This is a genomic window from Burkholderia aenigmatica, from assembly GCF_902499175.1.
In the GTDB taxonomy this organism is placed as follows: domain Bacteria; phylum Pseudomonadota; class Gammaproteobacteria; order Burkholderiales; family Burkholderiaceae; genus Burkholderia; species Burkholderia aenigmatica.
The window spans coordinates 51757-68274 of sequence record NZ_CABVQC010000049.1; the positions used below are offsets into that span (position 1 = coordinate 51757).

A 16518-nucleotide genomic window follows, 5' to 3' on the forward strand; every position below is an offset into this window, starting at 1 on the left:
TAGTCCGAATTGGCGTATTTTCATGTTATAAAGCCGTGCGCACAACCCATTTCGAACGGAATAAGCCGATCGCATACCAGGCGGCCTACGCGGCCCTGCCGCAGCGACGAAAGCATCGCATCAGATGAAAAAAGGTTTTTACACCATCATGGCCGCGCAGTTTTTCTCGTCGCTGGCCGACAGTGCGCTCCTCATCGCCGCCATTGCCCTGCTGAAAGACCTTCACGCACCCAACTGGATGACACCGCTGTTGAAGCTGTTCTTCGTGTTGTCCTATGTGGTGCTGGCGGCGTATGTCGGCGCCTTCGCGGATTCGCGCCCGAAGGGCCACGTGATGTTCATCACCAACTCGATCAAGGTGATCGGCTGCCTGATCATGCTGTTCGGCGCCCACCCGCTGATCGCGTACGGGATCGTCGGCTTCGGCGCGGCGGCCTACTCGCCGGCCAAATACGGCATTCTTACCGAGCTGCTGCCGGCCGACCGGCTGGTCGCCGCGAACGGCTGGATCGAAGGCACGACCGTCAGCTCGATCATCCTCGGCACCGTGCTCGGCGGCGCGCTGATCAGTCCGCATATCGCGTCGCACGTCATCGCGCATACGCCGGCGTGGATCGGTACGCCAGCCGAAGCCGCGATCGCGGTCATCCTGTTGATCTACGTGATCGCCGCGCTGTTCAATCTGCGCATTCCCGATACCGGCGCGCGCTACCCGAAACAGCAACACGGGCCGATCAAGCTGGTGGCCGACTTCGCCGACTGTTTCATGGTGCTCTGGCGCGACAAGCTCGGCCAGATCTCGCTGGCGGTCACGACGCTGTTCTGGGGCGCGGGCGCGACGCTGCAGTTCATCGTGCTGAAATGGGCCGAGGTGTCGCTCGGCATGTCGCTGTCCGAGGGTGCGCTGCTGCAGGCAGTCGTCGCCTTCGGCGTCGCGGCCGGCGCGATCGCCGCGGCCAGCCGGGTGCCGCTCAAGAAGTCGCTGACCGTCCTGCCGGTCGGCATCATCATGGGCATCGCGGTGATGCTGATGGCGTTCTATTCGCGCGACCTGTTCCCGCCGCACTGGGCCGCGCACCTGGGCCACCTGCGCCTGCCGGTTTACCTGATCATCGCGTACATCTTCCTGATCTGCGTCGGCGCGCTGTCCGGCTACTTCGTCGTTCCGATGAACGCGCTGCTGCAGCATCGCGGCCACGTGCTGCTGTCGGCCGGCCACTCGATCGCGGTGCAGAACTTCAACGAGAACCTGTCGGTGCTCGTGATGCTGTGCCTGTATGCGGTGCTCGTGTGGCTCGACGTGCCGGTCGGCGTCGTGATCGTGCTGTTCGGCACGTTCGTCTGCCTGACGATGTGGCTCGTGATGCGCCGCCACCAGGCGAACCAGCGTCAGTTCGACTCGGTCGCGCTGATCGGCGAATCGCGGCACTGACGCTACACTTTCCGTTTCCGTCCGCCAGCGCCGGTCTTCGAACCGGCGCGCTGCCCCGATGACGCACCCGATACCCAACATCCTGACGATCGCCGGCTCCGATTCGGGCGGCGGCGCCGGCATCCAGGCCGACCTGAAAACCTTTTCCGCGCTCGGCGCGTACGGCGCGACCGTGATCACCGCGCTGACCGCCCAGAACACGCGCGGCGTAACAGGCGTGCATGCGCCGGATGCGGCGTTCGTGACCGCGCAACTCGACGCGGTGTTCGGCGATATCCGCATCGATGCGGTCAAGATCGGAATGCTCGCGAATGCGGCGATCGTGCACGCGGTCGCCGACGCGCTGCGCCGCTACGCGCCGCGCTTCGTCGTGCTCGACACGGTGATGATCTCGAAGAGCGCGCACGCGCTGCTCGCGCCCGATGCCGTCGACGCGTTGCGCGAGGCGCTGCTGCCGCTCGCGACGGTCGTGACGCCGAACCTGCCCGAAGCGGCCGCACTGCTGAACGATGTGCCCGCAACCACGGAACCCGACATGGTCCGGCAAGGTCAGGCATTGTTACGGACGGGCGCGCGCGCCGTGCTGATGAAAGGCGGCCACCTGCCCGACGCGTCCGCGAGCCCCGACTGGCTCGTTGAAGCGACGCGCACCGTGCGGCTCGACGGCGCGCGCGTGCCGGTCAGCAACACGCACGGCACGGGCTGTACGTTGTCGTCGGCGATCGCCGCGCTGCTACCGCAGCAGCCCGACCTCGAAAGCGCGGTGCGCGAAGCCAAGACCTACCTGACCGGCGCAATCGCCGCGAGCGGCCACCTCGACGTCGGCCACGGCGTCGGCCCTGTCCATCACTTCCATCGCTGGTGGTGAGCGCCGGCTGACGCGGCGTCAGTGATCCTGCGCCGCGAACGCCTGTGCGCGCACCGGCCAGTCGTCCGGCACGACGAAGCCACGCGCCCGTTCGCGCCACGTGCCGTCACTCCCCTTTTCATGAATGCCGATCAGCGCGGGGGCCTCGCGGGCCGTCAACACGGGGGGCAGTTCCAAAGCGGCCGCCAGCGGCTCGGGGTCGAATCCGGCATCGGCGGCGGCACGTCGCGGCGCCAGCCACGCCAGCCTCGGCAATACACTCCATGCGGCGCCGGCACGCTGCGCGGCCGCCCAGGCCGGCCACTGCGCGTGCGTCAGCCAGAAACCGCGCGGGTGATCCGGCGCGATTTCCGCGGACACCGGCGGTAACGGCGCATCGTACGGATAGAACAACCAGCCCTTGATGAACATCTGCGCGTCGGACGGCGCGCCGTAACCGAGCCGCGCAAACCCGTCGCGATCGCCGAGCCGCAGTTGGTGATCGAGCAACCGGCTGCGTTTGCGGTCGAACCGGTCGACGAGGTTGGGGCCGACGAAATCGGCGAGCGACGCACCGGCTTGCACGGGCGCGCACAGATAGCACTTCACCGCGAGTTCCCAGTGCAGGCGCCGCCCGTCCGGCGCGTCGACGAGAAAATCGACTTCGCCGAGCGTCTTGCCGTTGCTGCGCAGCGGCAGATTGGCCGCGACGAGCCGCAGCGACGGCCCGTGCGTCAGGAAATATTCGAGCAGGCATTCGGCGTAGCGGCCGAGCCGGGTGGGCCGGAACCCGTCGAGCGCGCGATGCAGCGGCTCGGGCTGCGCATCGAGCGCGGCGAGCCATGCTTCGACAGCCGACTGTCCGGCCGCATCCGGCCAAGGGCGCGCAAGCGGCGCGTCCGGTACCGCGGTGAGCAGGCTCGGGCTGGCCAGCAGCCAGCCCAGATCCCGAACCGCGACGTCGTGCAGCGTATCGACGAATGCGACCGCCGCGCCGGTCGTCATTGTCCGGCCGGCCCGTTCGCGTCGGCACCCTCGGCGCGCCGGAACGTGTCGCGCGCGAGGCACAGGTCGGCCCAGGCCTTCGACTTGTCCTGCAGGCTGCGCAACAGGTACGCCGGGTGATAGGTCACGATCACCGGGACGCCTTCGTACGCATGCACGCGGCCGCGCAGCGACGCGATGCTCGCGTCCGTCTTCAGCAGGGTCTGCGCGGCGAAGCGGCCGAGCGCGACGATCAGCTTCGGCTTCACGAGCGCGACCTGACGCTGCAGATAAGGCTCGCAGCTCGCGACCTCGTCCGGCTCCGGATTGCGGTTGCCCGGCGGCCGGCACTTGATCACGTTCGCGATGTACACGTTGTCGCCACGCTGGAGCGACAGCGACTGCAGCATGTTGTCGAGCAGCTTGCCGGCCTGGCCGACGAACGGCTCGCCCTGCTTGTCCTCGTTCTCGCCCGGCGCTTCGCCGATCAGCATCCAGTCCGCTTCGCGGTCGCCGACGCCGAACACCGTGTTGGTCCGCTTCTCGCACAGCCGGCACTGCGTGCAGTCGGCCACGCGCGCGGCCAGCGCATCCCAGTCGAGTGCGGCAACCGGCGTACCGACGGGACGCGATTCGAGCACCGGCACGGGGTCGCCCGGCGGCGCCGCATCGAACCACGCAAAATCGTCGGCGTCGGCAGGCGGTATGTCGTCCATCGGCGGCATCGTGTCGGTCGACGCGATCGGCACAATCGGCTCGACCGGTGCCGGCGCGCGGTCGCCGTCGTCGACGCGCCGCGCCGGAGCGACAGACTCGCGAGCCGGCGCAGCATCGCGGCTACGCGCGACGGCCGGCGGCGCCTCGTCCTGCACCGGCGCACGCGCGGTGCGTGCAGGTCGCTCGATTGCGGCGGCCGGTGCGGCTTCCGCCGTGCCGGTTTGCGCCGCGGCGGGCGCTTCGGCTGCCGCGCCCTCGTCCGTGCCCGCATCCGCGCTTTGCCCGCGCCGCACCCAGATCTGCGCGAGGCCTATTTCCTCGAGCGCCGCTTCAGCCCATGCCATGCGCGTCCCCTTCGTCCTTGTTCAGCGTCAGACGCATCACGATCGCGTCCTCCCGGCTGTGATGCTTCGCCGGGTAATAATTCTTGCGCCGGCCGATCGTCATGAAGCCGAAACGCTCGTACAGATGGACCGCGCGCAGATTGGACGGCCGCACTTCGAGCAGCACGCCGTCGAGCCCCTCCGCGCGCGAAATGCGCACGGCCTCGCGCAGCAGCGCAAGGCCCGCCCCCGCGCGCTGCACAGCCGGCGCGACGCACAGGTTCAGCAGGTGCATCTCGTCGATCACGGGCATCAGCACGCAATAGCCGATCAGCGCACCCGTCACGTGCCGCAGGCACACGCCCAGGTAGCCGTTGCGCAACGAATCCTCGAAGTTGCCGCGGCTCCACGGGAATTCATACGCGACGTGCTCGATCGCGACGACCTCGTCGAGATCGGCATCCGTCATCGGCGCCAGATACCTGTCGCTCAGCAGTACGCCCGTCATCCCTTCGCTCCGCCCGTCTGCGCGGCCCGTGCCGCGACGCGCTCGGCGGTCGTCTGCGCAACCTTGTCGCGCACATACTCCGGCGCGGCCTGATCGGCCGGCACCGCACGGCCGGCACGAAACGCGCGCAGGGCGGCATGGGCGACCGCCAGCGCGTGCGGCATCGCGTCGCCGTCGATCACGGCCGCGTGCGCCGCGGCCGGCAACTGCGCGCCGAACGCGGCGGCTGCATTACCCGCGAGCGTGAACGGCGCATCGGGCACGCCGACGGCACCCGGTGCATCGAGCGAGGCCGGATGCAGCGTGCGCCAGTCGCCGACGCTGTCGTCCCACGCGAAGTCCGCCCAGTAGGCTTCATCCATCCGCGCATCCAGCGCGGCCAGCACGCGGGTCGTGCCGGGCGCACGCAGCCGCGCGTGCTCGGCGCACGCGAGCAGCGTGCCGATCGGCACGACCGGCAGCCCGCACCCGAACGCGAGACCCTGGGTGATGCCCGTCGCGGTGCGCAGGCCCGTGAACGAGCCGGGGCCCGCGCCGAACGCGATCGCGTCGCAATCGGCGAGCGTCAGCCCCGATTCGGCGAAAAGCGCCTGGATGGCCGGCAGCACGCGCGTGCTCGACACGGCGCCCGTCAGCTCGTGGCGGACCCAGGTTTGCGGGGTGGAAACGGCGTCATCGGCGTGGGCCGAGCGCAGCAGCGCGACCGAGCAGTATTCGGTCGACGTATCGATGGCGAGGAGCACTGTTTGCGTCATGGGCGACATTGTAATGCGGCGCCCCGCTCCCACGGGCGATCGGGCCCGATCCGTGCGTGTGCGCTGTGCCCGATGGCGGTTTGGAAGGATCGCTCGACCCCGCGCGGCGGTCCGCTTGTTAAGATCGCCCGACCTGAAACCCTTACGGAGACACACGATGAGCGAACTCACCGCCCAATTCGACCAGGCCCAGATCGACGTCAAGCAACTGACCGAACGTCCGGGCAACCTGACCCTGCTGCGCCTGTATGCGCTCTTCAAGCAGGCGACCGATGGCGACGCGCATGGCGACAAGCCGGGCTTCACCGACATCGTCGGCAAATACAAGTACGACGCCTGGGATGCACTGAAGGGCACGTCGCAGGATGCGGCGAAGCAGCAGTACATCGAACTCGTCGAATCGCTGAAGAACGGCACGGCTTCCTGACCGAATCGCCCCCGGCCGCAATAGGCAATCAAATCAGTGGCGCAGCGCAGCAAATCTCTTTATAATGCTGCCTGCGTCATCTTCCGCGCTCGGCTCGCAAGCCGTTCCGGCCTGACGCCTCGTAGCGTTAAGCTCCAATCCGGTTTAGAACCTGTCCCCTCCTGCTTCGACCTTCGCGGTCGTCACTTATCAGGCTGGCGGCCCCGCTCCTGAAGCGCGCCGCACCCAAAACAGCTTCTAATGCCTCATCCGCTGAAGGTTCGGCGGATTGCACCCGTTTCCCGATTTGCTCGCTGAATCCGACGACTTGGGTATGCGCGATTGGCGCCGACGTTTCACCCACTGTGTTTCAAGGATTGTTATGACTTCGAGCATCAACTCCAGCCCGCTCAACGCGATCGCCGACCAGGCGCTCGGTCTCGACGACGCCGCCGCACCGGCCGCGGTCGAACCGGCGTCGGACGAGCCGACCTTCGCGTCGCTCGGGTTGTCGCCGGAGATCGTCTCCGCGCTGCAGGCCGCCGGCTATGTGAAGCCGACGCCGGTCCAGCAGCGCGCGATTCCGGCCGGCATCGCCGGCCGTGACCTGCTGGTCTCGAGCCCGACCGGTTCAGGCAAGACCGCCGCATTCATGCTGCCCGCGATCGAACGTTTCGCGCAGCTCCAGAAGGCGCAGGCGCAGCAACCGCGCGCGCCGCGCGAACCGAACCAGGGCGACCGCCGCGCGCGCCGCCCGCAACCCGTCGCGCGCCCGGGCCTGCTCGTGCTGACGCCGACCCGCGAACTCGCGATGCAGGTCACCACGGCTGCAACGACCTACGGCAAGCACCTGAAGCGCCTGCGCACGGTCAGCATCCTCGGCGGCGTCGCCTACGGCCAGCAGCTGATGCTGCTCGCGAAGAACCCCGAAATCCTGGTCGCCACGCCGGGCCGTCTGCTCGACCACCTCGAGCGTGGCCGCATCGACCTGTCCGAGCTGAAGATGCTCGTGCTCGACGAAGCCGACCGCATGCTCGACATGGGCTTCATCGAAGACATCGAAACGATCGTCGACGCGACGCCCGAGTCGCGCCAGACGATGCTGTTCTCGGCGACGCTCGACGGCAAGATCGGTTCGCTGACGAGCCGCCTGCTGAAGGATCCGGAACGCATCGAGATCCAGCAGCGCCTCGAGTCGCGCGCGAACATCGCGCAGACCGTGCACTACGTCGACGACCGCGACCACAAGGATCGCCTGCTCGATCACCTGCTGCGCGACGACGCGCTCGACCAGGCGATCATCTTCACGGCGACCAAGATCGACGCCGACCAGCTCGCCGGCCGTCTCGCCGACGCAGGCTTCGAATCGGCCGCGCTGCACGGCGACCTGCCGCAGGGCGCGCGTAACCGCACGATCCGTGCGCTGCGCGAGCGCCGCGTGCGCGTGCTGGTGGCCACCGACGTCGCGGCACGCGGCATCGACATCCCGGGCATCACGCACGTGTTCAACTACGACCTGCCGAAGTTCGCGGAAGACTACGTGCACCGTATCGGCCGTACCGGCCGTGCAGGCCGTTCGGGCACGGCGGTGAGCCTCGTGCACCACGCCGAGCAAGGCGCGCTCAAGCGCATCGAGCGCTTCGTGCGCTCGCCGCTGCCGGTCAACGTGATCGAAGGTTTCGAGCCGCGCAAGGCGCCCCCGCGTAACGGCGGCAACGGCGGCCGCGGCCGTCCGGGCGGCGGTAACGGCGGTCGCCGTTTCGGCGGCAAGCCGGGCGGTGGCTATGGCGGCAACGGTAACGGCAACGGCCGCAGCTACGGCGGCGGCAATGGCGGCGGCTGGAGCGGCAAGCCGGGTGGCAGCCGTGACGGCGGCCCGCGTCGCGACGGTCAACGCAGCGGCGGCCCGCGTCGCGGCAACGCGTCGTAAGCACGCACGGGCGGCCACCGGCCGCCCCACGGAGGGCAGACCCGCGGATAACCGCCCTGCCCATCCAGCCAACCGGCGCATCTGCGCCGGTTTTTTTTCGTCCTGCCCCACATTTCACGATACGGAAAATTTTTTTGTGTCGTAAAAAATCATGCTGCGCGGCACAACCCGGGCGATTGCGGGATGGAAAAAAGCATTTCTTATCTCGAAATTTCAGTTTCAAGATACTGATTTAAAACAACTAAAAATTTACCCCACTCCCCGACAAGCCCCCTGTCCCGCTCCGGTCGATTTGCCTAGACTCTTATACAAGACCTCGCGAACCGGAACACCCCGCTCCCGGCTTCGAGAACAGCCTCACCACTGTCAGATTCAACCCATCAGGCATCGCACCGCATCAAGGAGCTCATCATGTCGCGTCAGCAACAGGCACAGGAACTGCAACAGCAATGGGAAACCAATCCGCGCTGGAAGGGCATCAAGCGCAGCTACTCGGCTGACGACGTGGTCCGCCTGCGTGGTTCGATCCCGATCGAGCACACGCTCGCCAAGCGCGGCGCGGAAAAGCTGTGGAGCCTCATCAACCACGAGCCGTTCGTCAACGCACTCGGCGCACTGACCGGCAACCAGGCGATGCAGCAGGTGAAGGCCGGCCTGAAGGCCATCTACCTGTCCGGCTGGCAAGTGGCCGGCGACGCGAACGTCGCGGGCGAAATGTACCCGGACCAGTCGCTGTACCCGGCAAACTCGGTGCCGCTCGTCGTGAAGCGCATCAACAACACGCTGACGCGCGCCGACCAGATCCAGTGGTCGGAAGGCAAGAACCCGGGCGACGAAGGCTACGTCGATTTCTTCGCACCGATCGTCGCTGACGCGGAAGCCGGTTTCGGCGGCGTGCTGAACGCGTTCGAACTGATGAAGGCGATGATCGAAGCCGGCGCGTCGGGTGTCCACTTCGAGGACCAGCTCGCTTCGGTGAAGAAGTGCGGCCACATGGGCGGCAAGGTGCTGGTACCGACGCGTGAAGCCGTCGCGAAGCTGTCGGCAGCGCGTCTCGCGGCCGACGTGATGGGCACGCCGACCGTGCTGGTTGCCCGCACCGACGCAGAAGCGGCCGACCTGATCACGTCCGACGTCGACGGCAACGACAAGCCGTTCCTGACGGGCGAACGCACGGTGGAAGGTTTCTTCCGCACGAAGCCGGGCATCGAGCAGGCGATCTCGCGCGGTCTCGCGTACGCGCCGTACGCCGACCTCGTCTGGTGCGAAACGGGCAAGCCGGATCTCGAGTACGCGAAGAAGTTCGCGGAAGCGATCCACAAGCAGTTCCCGGGCAAGATGCTGTCGTACAACTGCTCGCCGTCGTTCAACTGGAAGAAGAACCTCGACGACGCGACGATCGCGAAGTTCCAGAAGGAACTCGGCGCGATGGGCTACAAGTTCCAGTTCATCACGCTGGCCGGCTTCCACGCGCTGAACTACTCGATGTTCAACCTCGCGCACGGCTATGCGCGCACCCAGATGAGCGCGTTCGTCGAGCTGCAGCAGGCCGAGTTCGCGGCGGCGGACAAGGGCTTCACGGCCGTCAAGCATCAGCGCGAAGTCGGCACCGGCTACTTCGACGCGGTGACGCAGACGGTCGAACGCGAAGCGTCGACCACTGCGCTGCACGGCTCGACCGAAGACGAGCAGTTCTTCGACGGCAAGAAGGTCGCGTAAGCAGCGCACGACGCGCAAGCGTCACGCCGATGCCGGCCCGTCACGCGACGGCGCGGCATCGGCCACCGGACAACAATCAGGGGGAGACGGCAGGCGCGCGATGTCATGCGCGACCGGCCGCGCGGCCTGCGTGCCGCCAGCAACGACGCGCGCCGGCTTCGTCCGGCGCGCCCTTTTTCTGCGGTGTGGATCTCGTTGCCGTCCTGCGGCCACGGCCCCATCACCCTACCGATAGACGATCACCGGAATTTTCGTATGGGTCAGCACGCGCTGCGTCTCGCTGCCGATCAGCAAGCTGCCGAGCCCGCGGCGTCCGTGGGACGCCATGAAGATCACGTCGCAGCCGCCGCGTTCGGCCGCCTCGATGATGCCGAGATACGGCGACGGATGGACACTCGTCCAGGTGTCGCAGTCGACGCCGGCAGTCTTCGCGGCCGATTCGACCTCGTCGAGATGCGCGCGCGCCTCGCGCTCGCTGCGCGCCCGGAAATCGGCGGGCGGCTCGATGATCACTTCGGAAAACGGCGAGTACGGATACTGCGGCAGGCACGCGTACGCCGTAACGCGCGCACCGACCGCGCGAGCCAGGTCGATCGCGCCGTCGATCGCCTTCTGCGACAGTTCGGAACCGTCGGTTGGAACGAGGATGTGCCGGAACATCGCGCCCTCCTTCGTCAATCGCACGCCGCACGCCGCGATCCCGACCGGGCCGGCCGCGACGCGTCGGACATGCCTGCTACGAGTGTAGTGCGCGAAACCGCGCAATCGGCACCGGCAGCGGGTTCGCCCTCATATCGGAAACGCGCGGGCCCACGCGGCCTACTCGCCCCAATATCCGGGCTGCTCGTAGGTGTGCTTCAGGTAATCGAGAAACAGCCGCACGCGCAGCGGCAGATGCCGGCGTTGCGGAAACACCGCGTGGATGCCGATCGGCGGGGCCGCGAATGCGTCGAGCACGCTGACGAGGCGGCCGGCCGCGATGTCCTCGCCGACCTCCCACCACGAGCGCCACGCCAGGCCGTGACCGGCGAGGCACCACTCGTGCAGCACCGCGCCGTCCGAGCATTCCATCGTGCCGTTCACGCGGATCGACACGACCTTGTCGTCCTCCTGGAACGCCCAGCCGCGTTGCTGGTTCGCGTTTGCCGCGAGCGCGAGGCAGTTGTGCCGCGCCAGCTCCGCGAGCGTGGCCGGCGTGCCGCGCCGCGCGAGATACGCGGGAGAAGCGACGCACACGCGGCGATTCTCGCCGAGCTTCAGCGACACGAGCGACGAGTCGGGCAGCTCGCCGAGCCGCACCGCGCAATCGAACCCCTCGTTGACGAGGTCGACCATCCGGTCGGACAGGTCGAGCGTGACCGACACATCCGGATGCCCGACGCTGAATTCCGGCACGAGCGGCGCGACGTGCCGCCGGCCGAAGCCAGCCGGCGCGGAAATGCGCAGGTGACCGCTCGCCTTCACGCCGCCGGCGGACACGCTCGCCTCCGCGTTCTGCATGTCGTTGATGACGCGCTGGCAATCCTCGAGAAACGCCGAGCCCTCGAACGTCAGCGTGAGCTTGCGCGTCGTGCGCACCAGCAGCTTGACGCCGAGCCGCTCCTCGAGCGCGTCGAGACGGCGGCCGATGATCGCCGGTGCGACGCCTTCCGCGTGCGCGGCCGCCGACAGGCTGCCCTTTGCCGCGACCGCGGCGAACGTTTCGATCTGCTTGAACCGGTCCATGACTCGCGGGGCGGCGCTGCCGCCCTTCAAATAGCTTAAACCGCTCTAGATTAGGTATATGAAAGTAAAAGATCAAGTGATGTTTAGCGTCTTTTTTAGCGCATACGATCACGAATAGAATTTACCTGACCTCTGAAACTGGAGCGCAAGGCTATGTCGGCCACAACGACACTCTCCTCTCCCGACGCAATCCTCTTCGACGCATTCGGCACGTTGTTCGACGTGCGTGCGGTCCTGGCCGCGGCGGAACAGATGTTTCCCGGTCACGGGGAACGGTTGTCGCAGCTGTGGCGACGCAAGCAGATCGAATACTCGCAATTGCGCACGCTCGCCGATCCGGCCGGCGCGCGCTATCGCCCGTTCCGGGACATCACGCTCGATGCGCTGCGGTTCGCCGCGCGCCGGCTCGGGCTCGCGCTGAACAGCGCGGCCGAGAAGCGGCTGATGGACGAATACGCATGCCTGTCCACCTATCCCGATACGGTGCCCGCGCTGCGCAAGCTGCGCGCGCTCGACCCGCGCCCGCCGCTCGGGATCCTGTCGAACGGCACGCCGCAGATGCTCGACATCGCGATCAAGAGCGCCGGCATGACCGGGCTGTTCGATCGCGTGCTGTCGGCCGACACCGTGCGCGCGTACAAGCCGAGCCCGGCCGCCTACGCGCTCGGCACCGCCGCGTTCGGACCGAACCGGCGCGGCATCGTGTTCGTGTCGTCGAACGCGTGGGACGTCGCCGGCGCCGTCTGGTTCGGCTACACGACGTTCTGGCTCAACCGCACGGGCGCGCCCGCCGAGGAACTCGGCGCGCCGCCCGACGGCACGGGCACCGGCATGGCCGACCTGCTCGCATTCCTCGCCACCCCGGCTCCGTCCGGCAGATCCGCAAACCGCACGCGCCCCGGCCCGGGTGCATGACGTTCGCAGCGCTGCCGCCTTCCCCCTTCACCGAAACCGCAACTGACCGACCAAGGAGATGAGACTCATGAGCACCCCGATCACGCTGCCGCAAGGCATGGCGATCACCGGCGACATCCAGCCGGGTTACGAAGCAATCCTGACGCCCGAAGCACTCGCACTCGTCGCGGCGCTGCACCGCGCGTTCGAACCGCGCCGCCAGGCGCTGCTGCAGGCGCGCGTCGAGCGCACGAAACGCCTCGACGCAGGCGAGCGCCCCGACTTTCTGGCCGAGACGAAGACGATCCGCGAAGGCGACTGGAAAGTCGCGCCGCTGCCGGCCGATCTGCAATGCCGCCGCGTCGAAATCACGGGCCCCGTCGAGCGCAAGATGATCATCAACGCGCTGAACTCGGGCGCCGATTCGTACATGACGGACTTCGAGGATTCGAACGCGCCGAGCTGGACGAACCAGATCGACGGCCAGATCAACCTGAAGGACGCGGTGCGCCGCACGATCTCGCTCGAGCAGAACGGCAAGTCGTACCAGCTGAACGACAAGGTCGCGACGCTGATCGTGCGTCCGCGCGGCTGGCACCTCGACGAAAAGCACGTGACGGTCGATGGCCAGCGCGTGTCCGGCGGCATCTTCGATTTCGCGCTGTTCCTGTTCCATAACGCGAAGGAACTGCTCGCGCGCGGCTCGGGCCCGTACTTCTACCTGCCGAAGATGGAAAGCCATCTCGAGGCGCGCCTGTGGAACGACATCTTCGTCGCCGCGCAGGAAGCCGTCGGCGTGCCGCGCGGCACGATCCGTGCGACGGTGCTGATCGAGACGATCCTCGCCGCGTTCGAGATGGACGAGATCCTGTACGAACTGCGCGAACACAGCTCGGGCCTGAACGCCGGCCGCTGGGACTACATCTTCTCGGCGATCAAGAAATTCAAGAACGACCGCGACTTCTGCCTCGCCGAGCGTTCGAAGATCACGATGACGGTGCCGTTCATGCGTGCGTACGCGCTGCTGCTGCTGAAGACCTGCCACAAGCGCAACGCGCCGGCGATCGGCGGGATGAGCGCGCTGATCCCGATCAAGAACGATCCGGAAGCGAACGACAAGGCGATGGGCGGCGTGCGCTCGGACAAGCAGCGCGATGCGACCGACGGCTACGACGGCGGCTGGGTCGCGCACCCGGGCCTCGTGCCGATCGCGATGGAAGAATTCGTCAAGGTGCTCGGCGACCAGCCGAACCAGATCGCGAAGCAGCGCGACGACGTGCAGGTCGAAGGCAAGAACCTGCTCGACTTCCAGCCGGAAGCGCCGATCACCGAAGCCGGCCTGCGCAACAACATCAACGTCGGGATCCACTACCTCGGCGCATGGCTCGACGGCAACGGCTGCGTGCCGATCCACAACCTGATGGAAGATGCGGCCACGGCCGAGATCTCCCGCTCGCAGGTGTGGCAATGGATCCGCTCGCCGAAGGGCGTGCTCGACGACGGCCGCAAGGTCACGGCCGAACTCGTTCGCGAATATACGAAGGCCGAACTCGACAACGTGAAGCGGTCGGTCGGTGGCAACACGCAGCCGTACGAGCGCGCTGCGGCGATCTTCGAGCAGATGTCGACGTCGGAAGGCTTCACCGAATTCCTGACGCTGCCGCTGTACGAGGAAATCTGACGAAGCTGCCCGCCGCGATCGGTGCCGGCCCTGCGTCGGCGCCGGTCGCATGCGATCACGGCATCAAGAAAAGCGCCCCTCGGGGCGCTTTTTCTTTTGCGGCAAGATCAGCTACTGCGGCTGCCGCACAACCGGTCAGACGGCTTCCCGCTCGCGCCGGTGCTGAACCCAGTCGCCCGACGCAATGCGCGGACGCCCGGCTGTCGCGTGCGCGGCGACCGGATAATACAGGCAGGCGTACTGCCGGCCGCCGAGTTCGACGGTCACGTCTTCCGGCTTGAACAGCGAGTCGACGCCCGGATAGACGCGCTCGATCTCGTCGAGCACGGGAACGAGCTGGTCGTCGACCTCGTAGACGTCGCCCCAGACGAGCGACTGGCCGGCCGCCCCGGCGATCATCCCCGGATAGGTACCGAAATCGTACAGTTCGCCCGGCAGCGCGGCAGCGCCGAGCAGCGTCGGCGCGGCAATCCCGTGCCTGGCGGCCGCGTGGCCGATGTCGTTGGCCTCCCCGTTTCTCAAGGTGCCGTAGACGAATACGTAACGCATCGTGGTTCTCCTCTTCGATTCGTATGTTGCCGTGTTCGGGCGCGATTCGCGCGGAATCGCCCACGCATCGATAGACCGCGATACCGGCCAGATGGTTCGAGCCCTCGAGCTCGCCCGGCTCCGGGCCGCCCCGAAATCGCCGGGCCCCATACAAAGTTCATTTGAACGCGGCATGATCGCCCGACAAACCGCCGCGTGCGCTTTCGCGGCGCCTTCTACAATAACGGCATCGCCGCCGCGCTGCCCGAATCGTCCATGAATCCGCCCGCCCAAGCCGACGTATCGAACCCGTACGTCATCGACATTCCGCCCGAATTCGCGCCGACCGCCGTCCATCCGATGCGCGTGCGCGCAAGGCAGGTCAATACCGGGTATCGCATCCCGCTGCATACGCATGCGTGGGCGCAGCTCGCGTACGCATCGCGCGGCGTGCTGCGCGTTGCGACGACCGGCACGACGTGGATGGTGCCGCCGTCCCGCGCGATCTGGGTACCGCCGCACGTGACGCACGAGGTCGTGATCGTCGAAGAGGCATATTTGCGCACGCTGTATATCGACGAGTCGATCGTGCCCGACGGGCTCGATGCATGCCGCGTCGTCGAAGTGACGGGCCTTCTGCGCGAGCTGATCGTCGCGCTCGACGCGCGCGACCTGAGCACGGCGCGCGAGCGCCTGCTGTGCGGGCTCGTGCTCGACGAGCTGAGCCACGCCGAACCGCTGCCGCTCGCCGTGCCGATGCCCGACGAAAAACGGCTGCGCATGCTGTGCGAATCGGTACTCGCGCACCCGGCGCACGCGGAGTCGCTCGAACACTGGGCCAGCGAGGTCGGCGCGAGCACGCGTACGATTTCGCGGCTCTTCAAGCAGGAACTGGGGGTGAGCTTTTCGCAGTGGCGTCAGCAGGCGCTGCTGGCGCGGGCCATTCCGCTGCTGAACCAGGGACGCCCGCTGTCGCATATCGCGCGCGAACTCGGCTACCAGAGCCAGAGCGCCTTTTCGGCGATGTTCCGGCGTGCATTCGGCGAAAGCCCGCGTGCATTCATGCTGCGCGGCTACGAGCACCGCGGCCCGGAAGGCCGCCTCGTGGACGACGAAACCCCGGACGACGACGCGATCAGCGCTGCCCGCTGAACGCCCCGCTCCGGTCGCCGACCGTCAGACCGGCCGCACCATGTGGCGGATCGAGCCCAATTGCGCGAGCCGCGACCCGGCAACCTGATAGCCCATGCGCAAATAGAGACGCGCGGCAGGATTGTCGACGAACACGCGCAGTTGCAGCTCGTGCAGCCCGCGCGCACGCGCCCAGCGATGCGACATGTCGAGCATGTAGGTACCGGCGCCCTGCCCGCGATGGCCGGCCGCGATCTGTACGTCGCGGATGTGCAGCGAGTCGCCCTCCTCGGTCACGCGCAGCACGCCGATGCGCTCGCCGTCGGCCTCGAGGATGAAGTTCTCGGATTCGCGCCAGCTCGCGTAGAACAGGTCGCTGCGCCACACGAGCCCATGGCGCTTGTAATAGCCGCCCATGTTGCCGTGCGTCAGCGCTTCGGCAAACGGAAAATCGCCAGCCTCCGCGGGCCGGAGCTGATACAGGAGTCGCAGGTCGGTCGGATCGAGCATCGCGCAGGGGTCAAGAACGCATCCCGCCACGATAGCGCAGTCGCGTGCGGATGCAATCGCGGATTTCTCGTAGCGGCTCGACGCCGGATGACCGCAAGTTACGCGCAGCCAGCGGGCGCAACCGGAAGCGCAAATGAAAAAGCCCGCGCAAGGCGGGCTTCTTCATTTTTTTGGCGGAGCGGACGGGACTCGCCTACATCCCGCAGGCCGCGGCTGCGCTTGCAAGCGCAGCCCTTCGAGTCCCGCCGGAAGCCGCGCAGGCGGCTTCCTCCACTCCGCAGTCTCGCGCCCGCCAGCGGGCGCAACCGGAAACGCAAATGAAAAAGCCCGCACAAGGCGGGCTTCTTCATTTTCTGGCGGAGCGGACGGGACTCGAACCCGCGACCCCCGGCGTGACAGGCCGGTATTCTAACCGACTGAACTACCGC

At 67.3% G+C, this 16518-nt stretch carries 16 protein-coding genes; 8 read left to right on the forward strand and 8 right to left on the reverse strand.

The annotated features are described in order from the left end of the window. Positions 1–124 precede the first annotated feature (124 nt). Both lplT and thiD read left to right on the forward strand, forming a co-directional pair. The gene (lplT, locus tag BDO18943_RS29015) at positions 125–1432 is read left to right on the forward strand and encodes a lysophospholipid transporter LplT (RefSeq protein WP_043189228.1); all 1308 of its coding nucleotides are present in this window, start codon (positions 125–127) and stop codon (positions 1430–1432) included. Positions 1433–1490: 58 nt separating this feature from the next. After that, the gene (gene thiD / locus BDO18943_RS29020) at positions 1491–2300 is read left to right on the forward strand and encodes a bifunctional hydroxymethylpyrimidine kinase/phosphomethylpyrimidine kinase (protein ID WP_175024974.1); all 810 of its coding nucleotides are present in this window, start codon (positions 1491–1493) and stop codon (positions 2298–2300) included. 18 nt (positions 2301–2318) lie between these two features. Here the strand turns inward: thiD and BDO18943_RS29025 are convergent, their stop codons facing one another. From BDO18943_RS29025 to tsaB, 4 genes are read right to left on the reverse strand one after another with little or no spacing between them, the layout of a single operon-like run. Beyond that, positions 2319–3284, reverse strand: coding sequence for a DUF1853 family protein (locus BDO18943_RS29025; RefSeq protein WP_175024975.1), 966 nt, complete (start codon positions 3282–3284; stop codon positions 2319–2321). Then, on the reverse strand, positions 3281–4324 hold the full coding sequence (locus tag BDO18943_RS29030) for a uracil-DNA glycosylase (RefSeq protein ID WP_175024976.1): 1044 nt from the start codon (positions 4322–4324) through the stop codon (positions 3281–3283). The genes BDO18943_RS29025 and BDO18943_RS29030 overlap by 4 nt, the downstream gene beginning before the upstream one ends. Continuing rightward, entirely contained in the window at positions 4311–4811 is a 501-nt protein-coding gene (gene rimI, locus BDO18943_RS29035) for a ribosomal protein S18-alanine N-acetyltransferase (RefSeq protein WP_175024977.1), read from the reverse strand. Before rimI ends, BDO18943_RS29030 begins: the two co-directional genes overlap by 14 nt. Continuing rightward, positions 4808–5575, reverse strand: coding sequence for a tRNA (adenosine(37)-N6)-threonylcarbamoyltransferase complex dimerization subunit type 1 TsaB (gene tsaB, locus BDO18943_RS29040; protein WP_175024978.1), 768 nt, complete (start codon positions 5573–5575; stop codon positions 4808–4810). The genes rimI and tsaB overlap by 4 nt, the downstream gene beginning before the upstream one ends. Positions 5576–5723: 148 nt before the next feature. On the opposite strand from tsaB, the gene BDO18943_RS29045 reads away from it, so the two are divergent. The 3 genes from BDO18943_RS29045 (at position 5724) to aceA (ending at position 9621) form a co-directional block, all read left to right on the forward strand. Next, positions 5724–5993, forward strand: a complete 270-nt coding sequence (locus tag BDO18943_RS29045) for an acyl-CoA-binding protein (RefSeq protein WP_011352486.1) — start codon at positions 5724–5726, stop codon at positions 5991–5993. A gap of 361 nt (positions 5994–6354) precedes the next feature. Then, the gene (locus tag BDO18943_RS29050; RefSeq protein ID WP_175024979.1) at positions 6355–7902 is read left to right on the forward strand and encodes a DEAD/DEAH box helicase; all 1548 of its coding nucleotides are present in this window, start codon (positions 6355–6357) and stop codon (positions 7900–7902) included. 411 nt (positions 7903–8313) lie between these two features. Continuing rightward, complete coding sequence (aceA, locus tag BDO18943_RS29055) at positions 8314–9621, forward strand: isocitrate lyase (RefSeq protein ID WP_175024980.1); 1308 nt, start codon at positions 8314–8316, stop codon at positions 9619–9621. A 225-nt stretch (positions 9622–9846) separates the two neighbouring features. Here aceA and BDO18943_RS29060 read toward each other — a convergent pair whose 3' ends face one another. Both BDO18943_RS29060 and BDO18943_RS29065 read right to left on the reverse strand, forming a co-directional pair. Beyond that, positions 9847–10281: a universal stress protein gene (locus tag BDO18943_RS29060; RefSeq protein WP_043189208.1), complete on the reverse strand. Its 435-nt coding sequence runs from the start codon at positions 10279–10281 to the stop codon at positions 9847–9849. 159 nt (positions 10282–10440) lie between these two features. Beyond that, positions 10441–11346, reverse strand: a complete 906-nt coding sequence (locus BDO18943_RS29065; RefSeq protein ID WP_043189205.1) for a LysR family transcriptional regulator — start codon at positions 11344–11346, stop codon at positions 10441–10443. 153 nt (positions 11347–11499) lie between these two features. Between BDO18943_RS29065 and BDO18943_RS29070 the strand changes: the two genes are divergently transcribed. Both BDO18943_RS29070 and aceB read left to right on the forward strand, forming a co-directional pair. After that, the gene (locus BDO18943_RS29070; protein ID WP_089450852.1) at positions 11500–12261 is read left to right on the forward strand and encodes a haloacid dehalogenase type II; all 762 of its coding nucleotides are present in this window, start codon (positions 11500–11502) and stop codon (positions 12259–12261) included. Between the two features lie 67 nt (positions 12262–12328). Further along, positions 12329–13921 carry a malate synthase A gene (gene aceB, locus BDO18943_RS29075; RefSeq protein ID WP_175024981.1) on the forward strand — a complete coding sequence of 531 codons (1593 nt, stop codon included), beginning with the start codon at positions 12329–12331 and terminating at the stop codon, positions 13919–13921. A 135-nt stretch (positions 13922–14056) separates the two neighbouring features. Here aceB and BDO18943_RS29080 read toward each other — a convergent pair whose 3' ends face one another. After that, positions 14057–14470 (reverse strand): gamma-glutamylcyclotransferase family protein, encoded by a 414-nt coding sequence (locus tag BDO18943_RS29080; RefSeq protein ID WP_089450853.1) that lies wholly within the window; start codon positions 14468–14470, stop codon positions 14057–14059. 255 nt (positions 14471–14725) lie between these two features. Here BDO18943_RS29080 and BDO18943_RS29085 point away from each other — a divergent pair, with 255 nt between their 5' ends. Continuing rightward, positions 14726–15601, forward strand: a complete 876-nt coding sequence (locus tag BDO18943_RS29085) for an AraC family transcriptional regulator (RefSeq protein WP_175024982.1) — start codon at positions 14726–14728, stop codon at positions 15599–15601. A 24-nt stretch (positions 15602–15625) separates the two neighbouring features. Here BDO18943_RS29085 and BDO18943_RS29090 read toward each other — a convergent pair whose 3' ends face one another. Beyond that, positions 15626–16090, reverse strand: coding sequence for a GNAT family N-acetyltransferase (locus tag BDO18943_RS29090; RefSeq protein WP_027787064.1), 465 nt, complete (start codon positions 16088–16090; stop codon positions 15626–15628). Positions 16091–16518 lie beyond the last annotated feature (428 nt).

Bases quoted from the DNA above. Each gene is read 5' to 3' on its own strand.
- lplT (WP_043189228.1), top strand. From the start codon at position 125: ATGAAAAAAGGTTTTTACACCATCATGGCCGCGCAGTTTTTCTCGTCG.
- thiD (WP_175024974.1), top strand. From the start codon at position 1,491: ATGACGCACCCGATACCCAACATCCTGACGATCGCCGGCTCCGATTCG.
- BDO18943_RS29025 (WP_175024975.1), bottom strand. From the start codon at position 3,284: ATGACGACCGGCGCGGCGGTCGCATTCGTCGATACGCTGCACGACGTC.
- BDO18943_RS29030 (WP_175024976.1), bottom strand. From the start codon at position 4,324: ATGGCATGGGCTGAAGCGGCGCTCGAGGAAATAGGCCTCGCGCAGATC.
- rimI (WP_175024977.1), bottom strand. From the start codon at position 4,811: ATGACGGGCGTACTGCTGAGCGACAGGTATCTGGCGCCGATGACGGAT.
- tsaB (WP_175024978.1), bottom strand. From the start codon at position 5,575: ATGTCGCCCATGACGCAAACAGTGCTCCTCGCCATCGATACGTCGACC.
- BDO18943_RS29045 (WP_011352486.1), top strand. From the start codon at position 5,724: ATGAGCGAACTCACCGCCCAATTCGACCAGGCCCAGATCGACGTCAAG.
- BDO18943_RS29050 (WP_175024979.1), top strand. From the start codon at position 6,355: ATGACTTCGAGCATCAACTCCAGCCCGCTCAACGCGATCGCCGACCAG.
- aceA (WP_175024980.1), top strand. From the start codon at position 8,314: ATGTCGCGTCAGCAACAGGCACAGGAACTGCAACAGCAATGGGAAACC.
- BDO18943_RS29060 (WP_043189208.1), bottom strand. From the start codon at position 10,281: ATGTTCCGGCACATCCTCGTTCCAACCGACGGTTCCGAACTGTCGCAG.
- BDO18943_RS29065 (WP_043189205.1), bottom strand. From the start codon at position 11,346: ATGGACCGGTTCAAGCAGATCGAAACGTTCGCCGCGGTCGCGGCAAAG.
- BDO18943_RS29070 (WP_089450852.1), top strand. From the start codon at position 11,500: ATGTCGGCCACAACGACACTCTCCTCTCCCGACGCAATCCTCTTCGAC.
- aceB (WP_175024981.1), top strand. From the start codon at position 12,329: ATGAGCACCCCGATCACGCTGCCGCAAGGCATGGCGATCACCGGCGAC.
- BDO18943_RS29080 (WP_089450853.1), bottom strand. From the start codon at position 14,470: ATGCGTTACGTATTCGTCTACGGCACCTTGAGAAACGGGGAGGCCAAC.
- BDO18943_RS29085 (WP_175024982.1), top strand. From the start codon at position 14,726: ATGAATCCGCCCGCCCAAGCCGACGTATCGAACCCGTACGTCATCGAC.
- BDO18943_RS29090 (WP_027787064.1), bottom strand. From the start codon at position 16,090: ATGCTCGATCCGACCGACCTGCGACTCCTGTATCAGCTCCGGCCCGCG.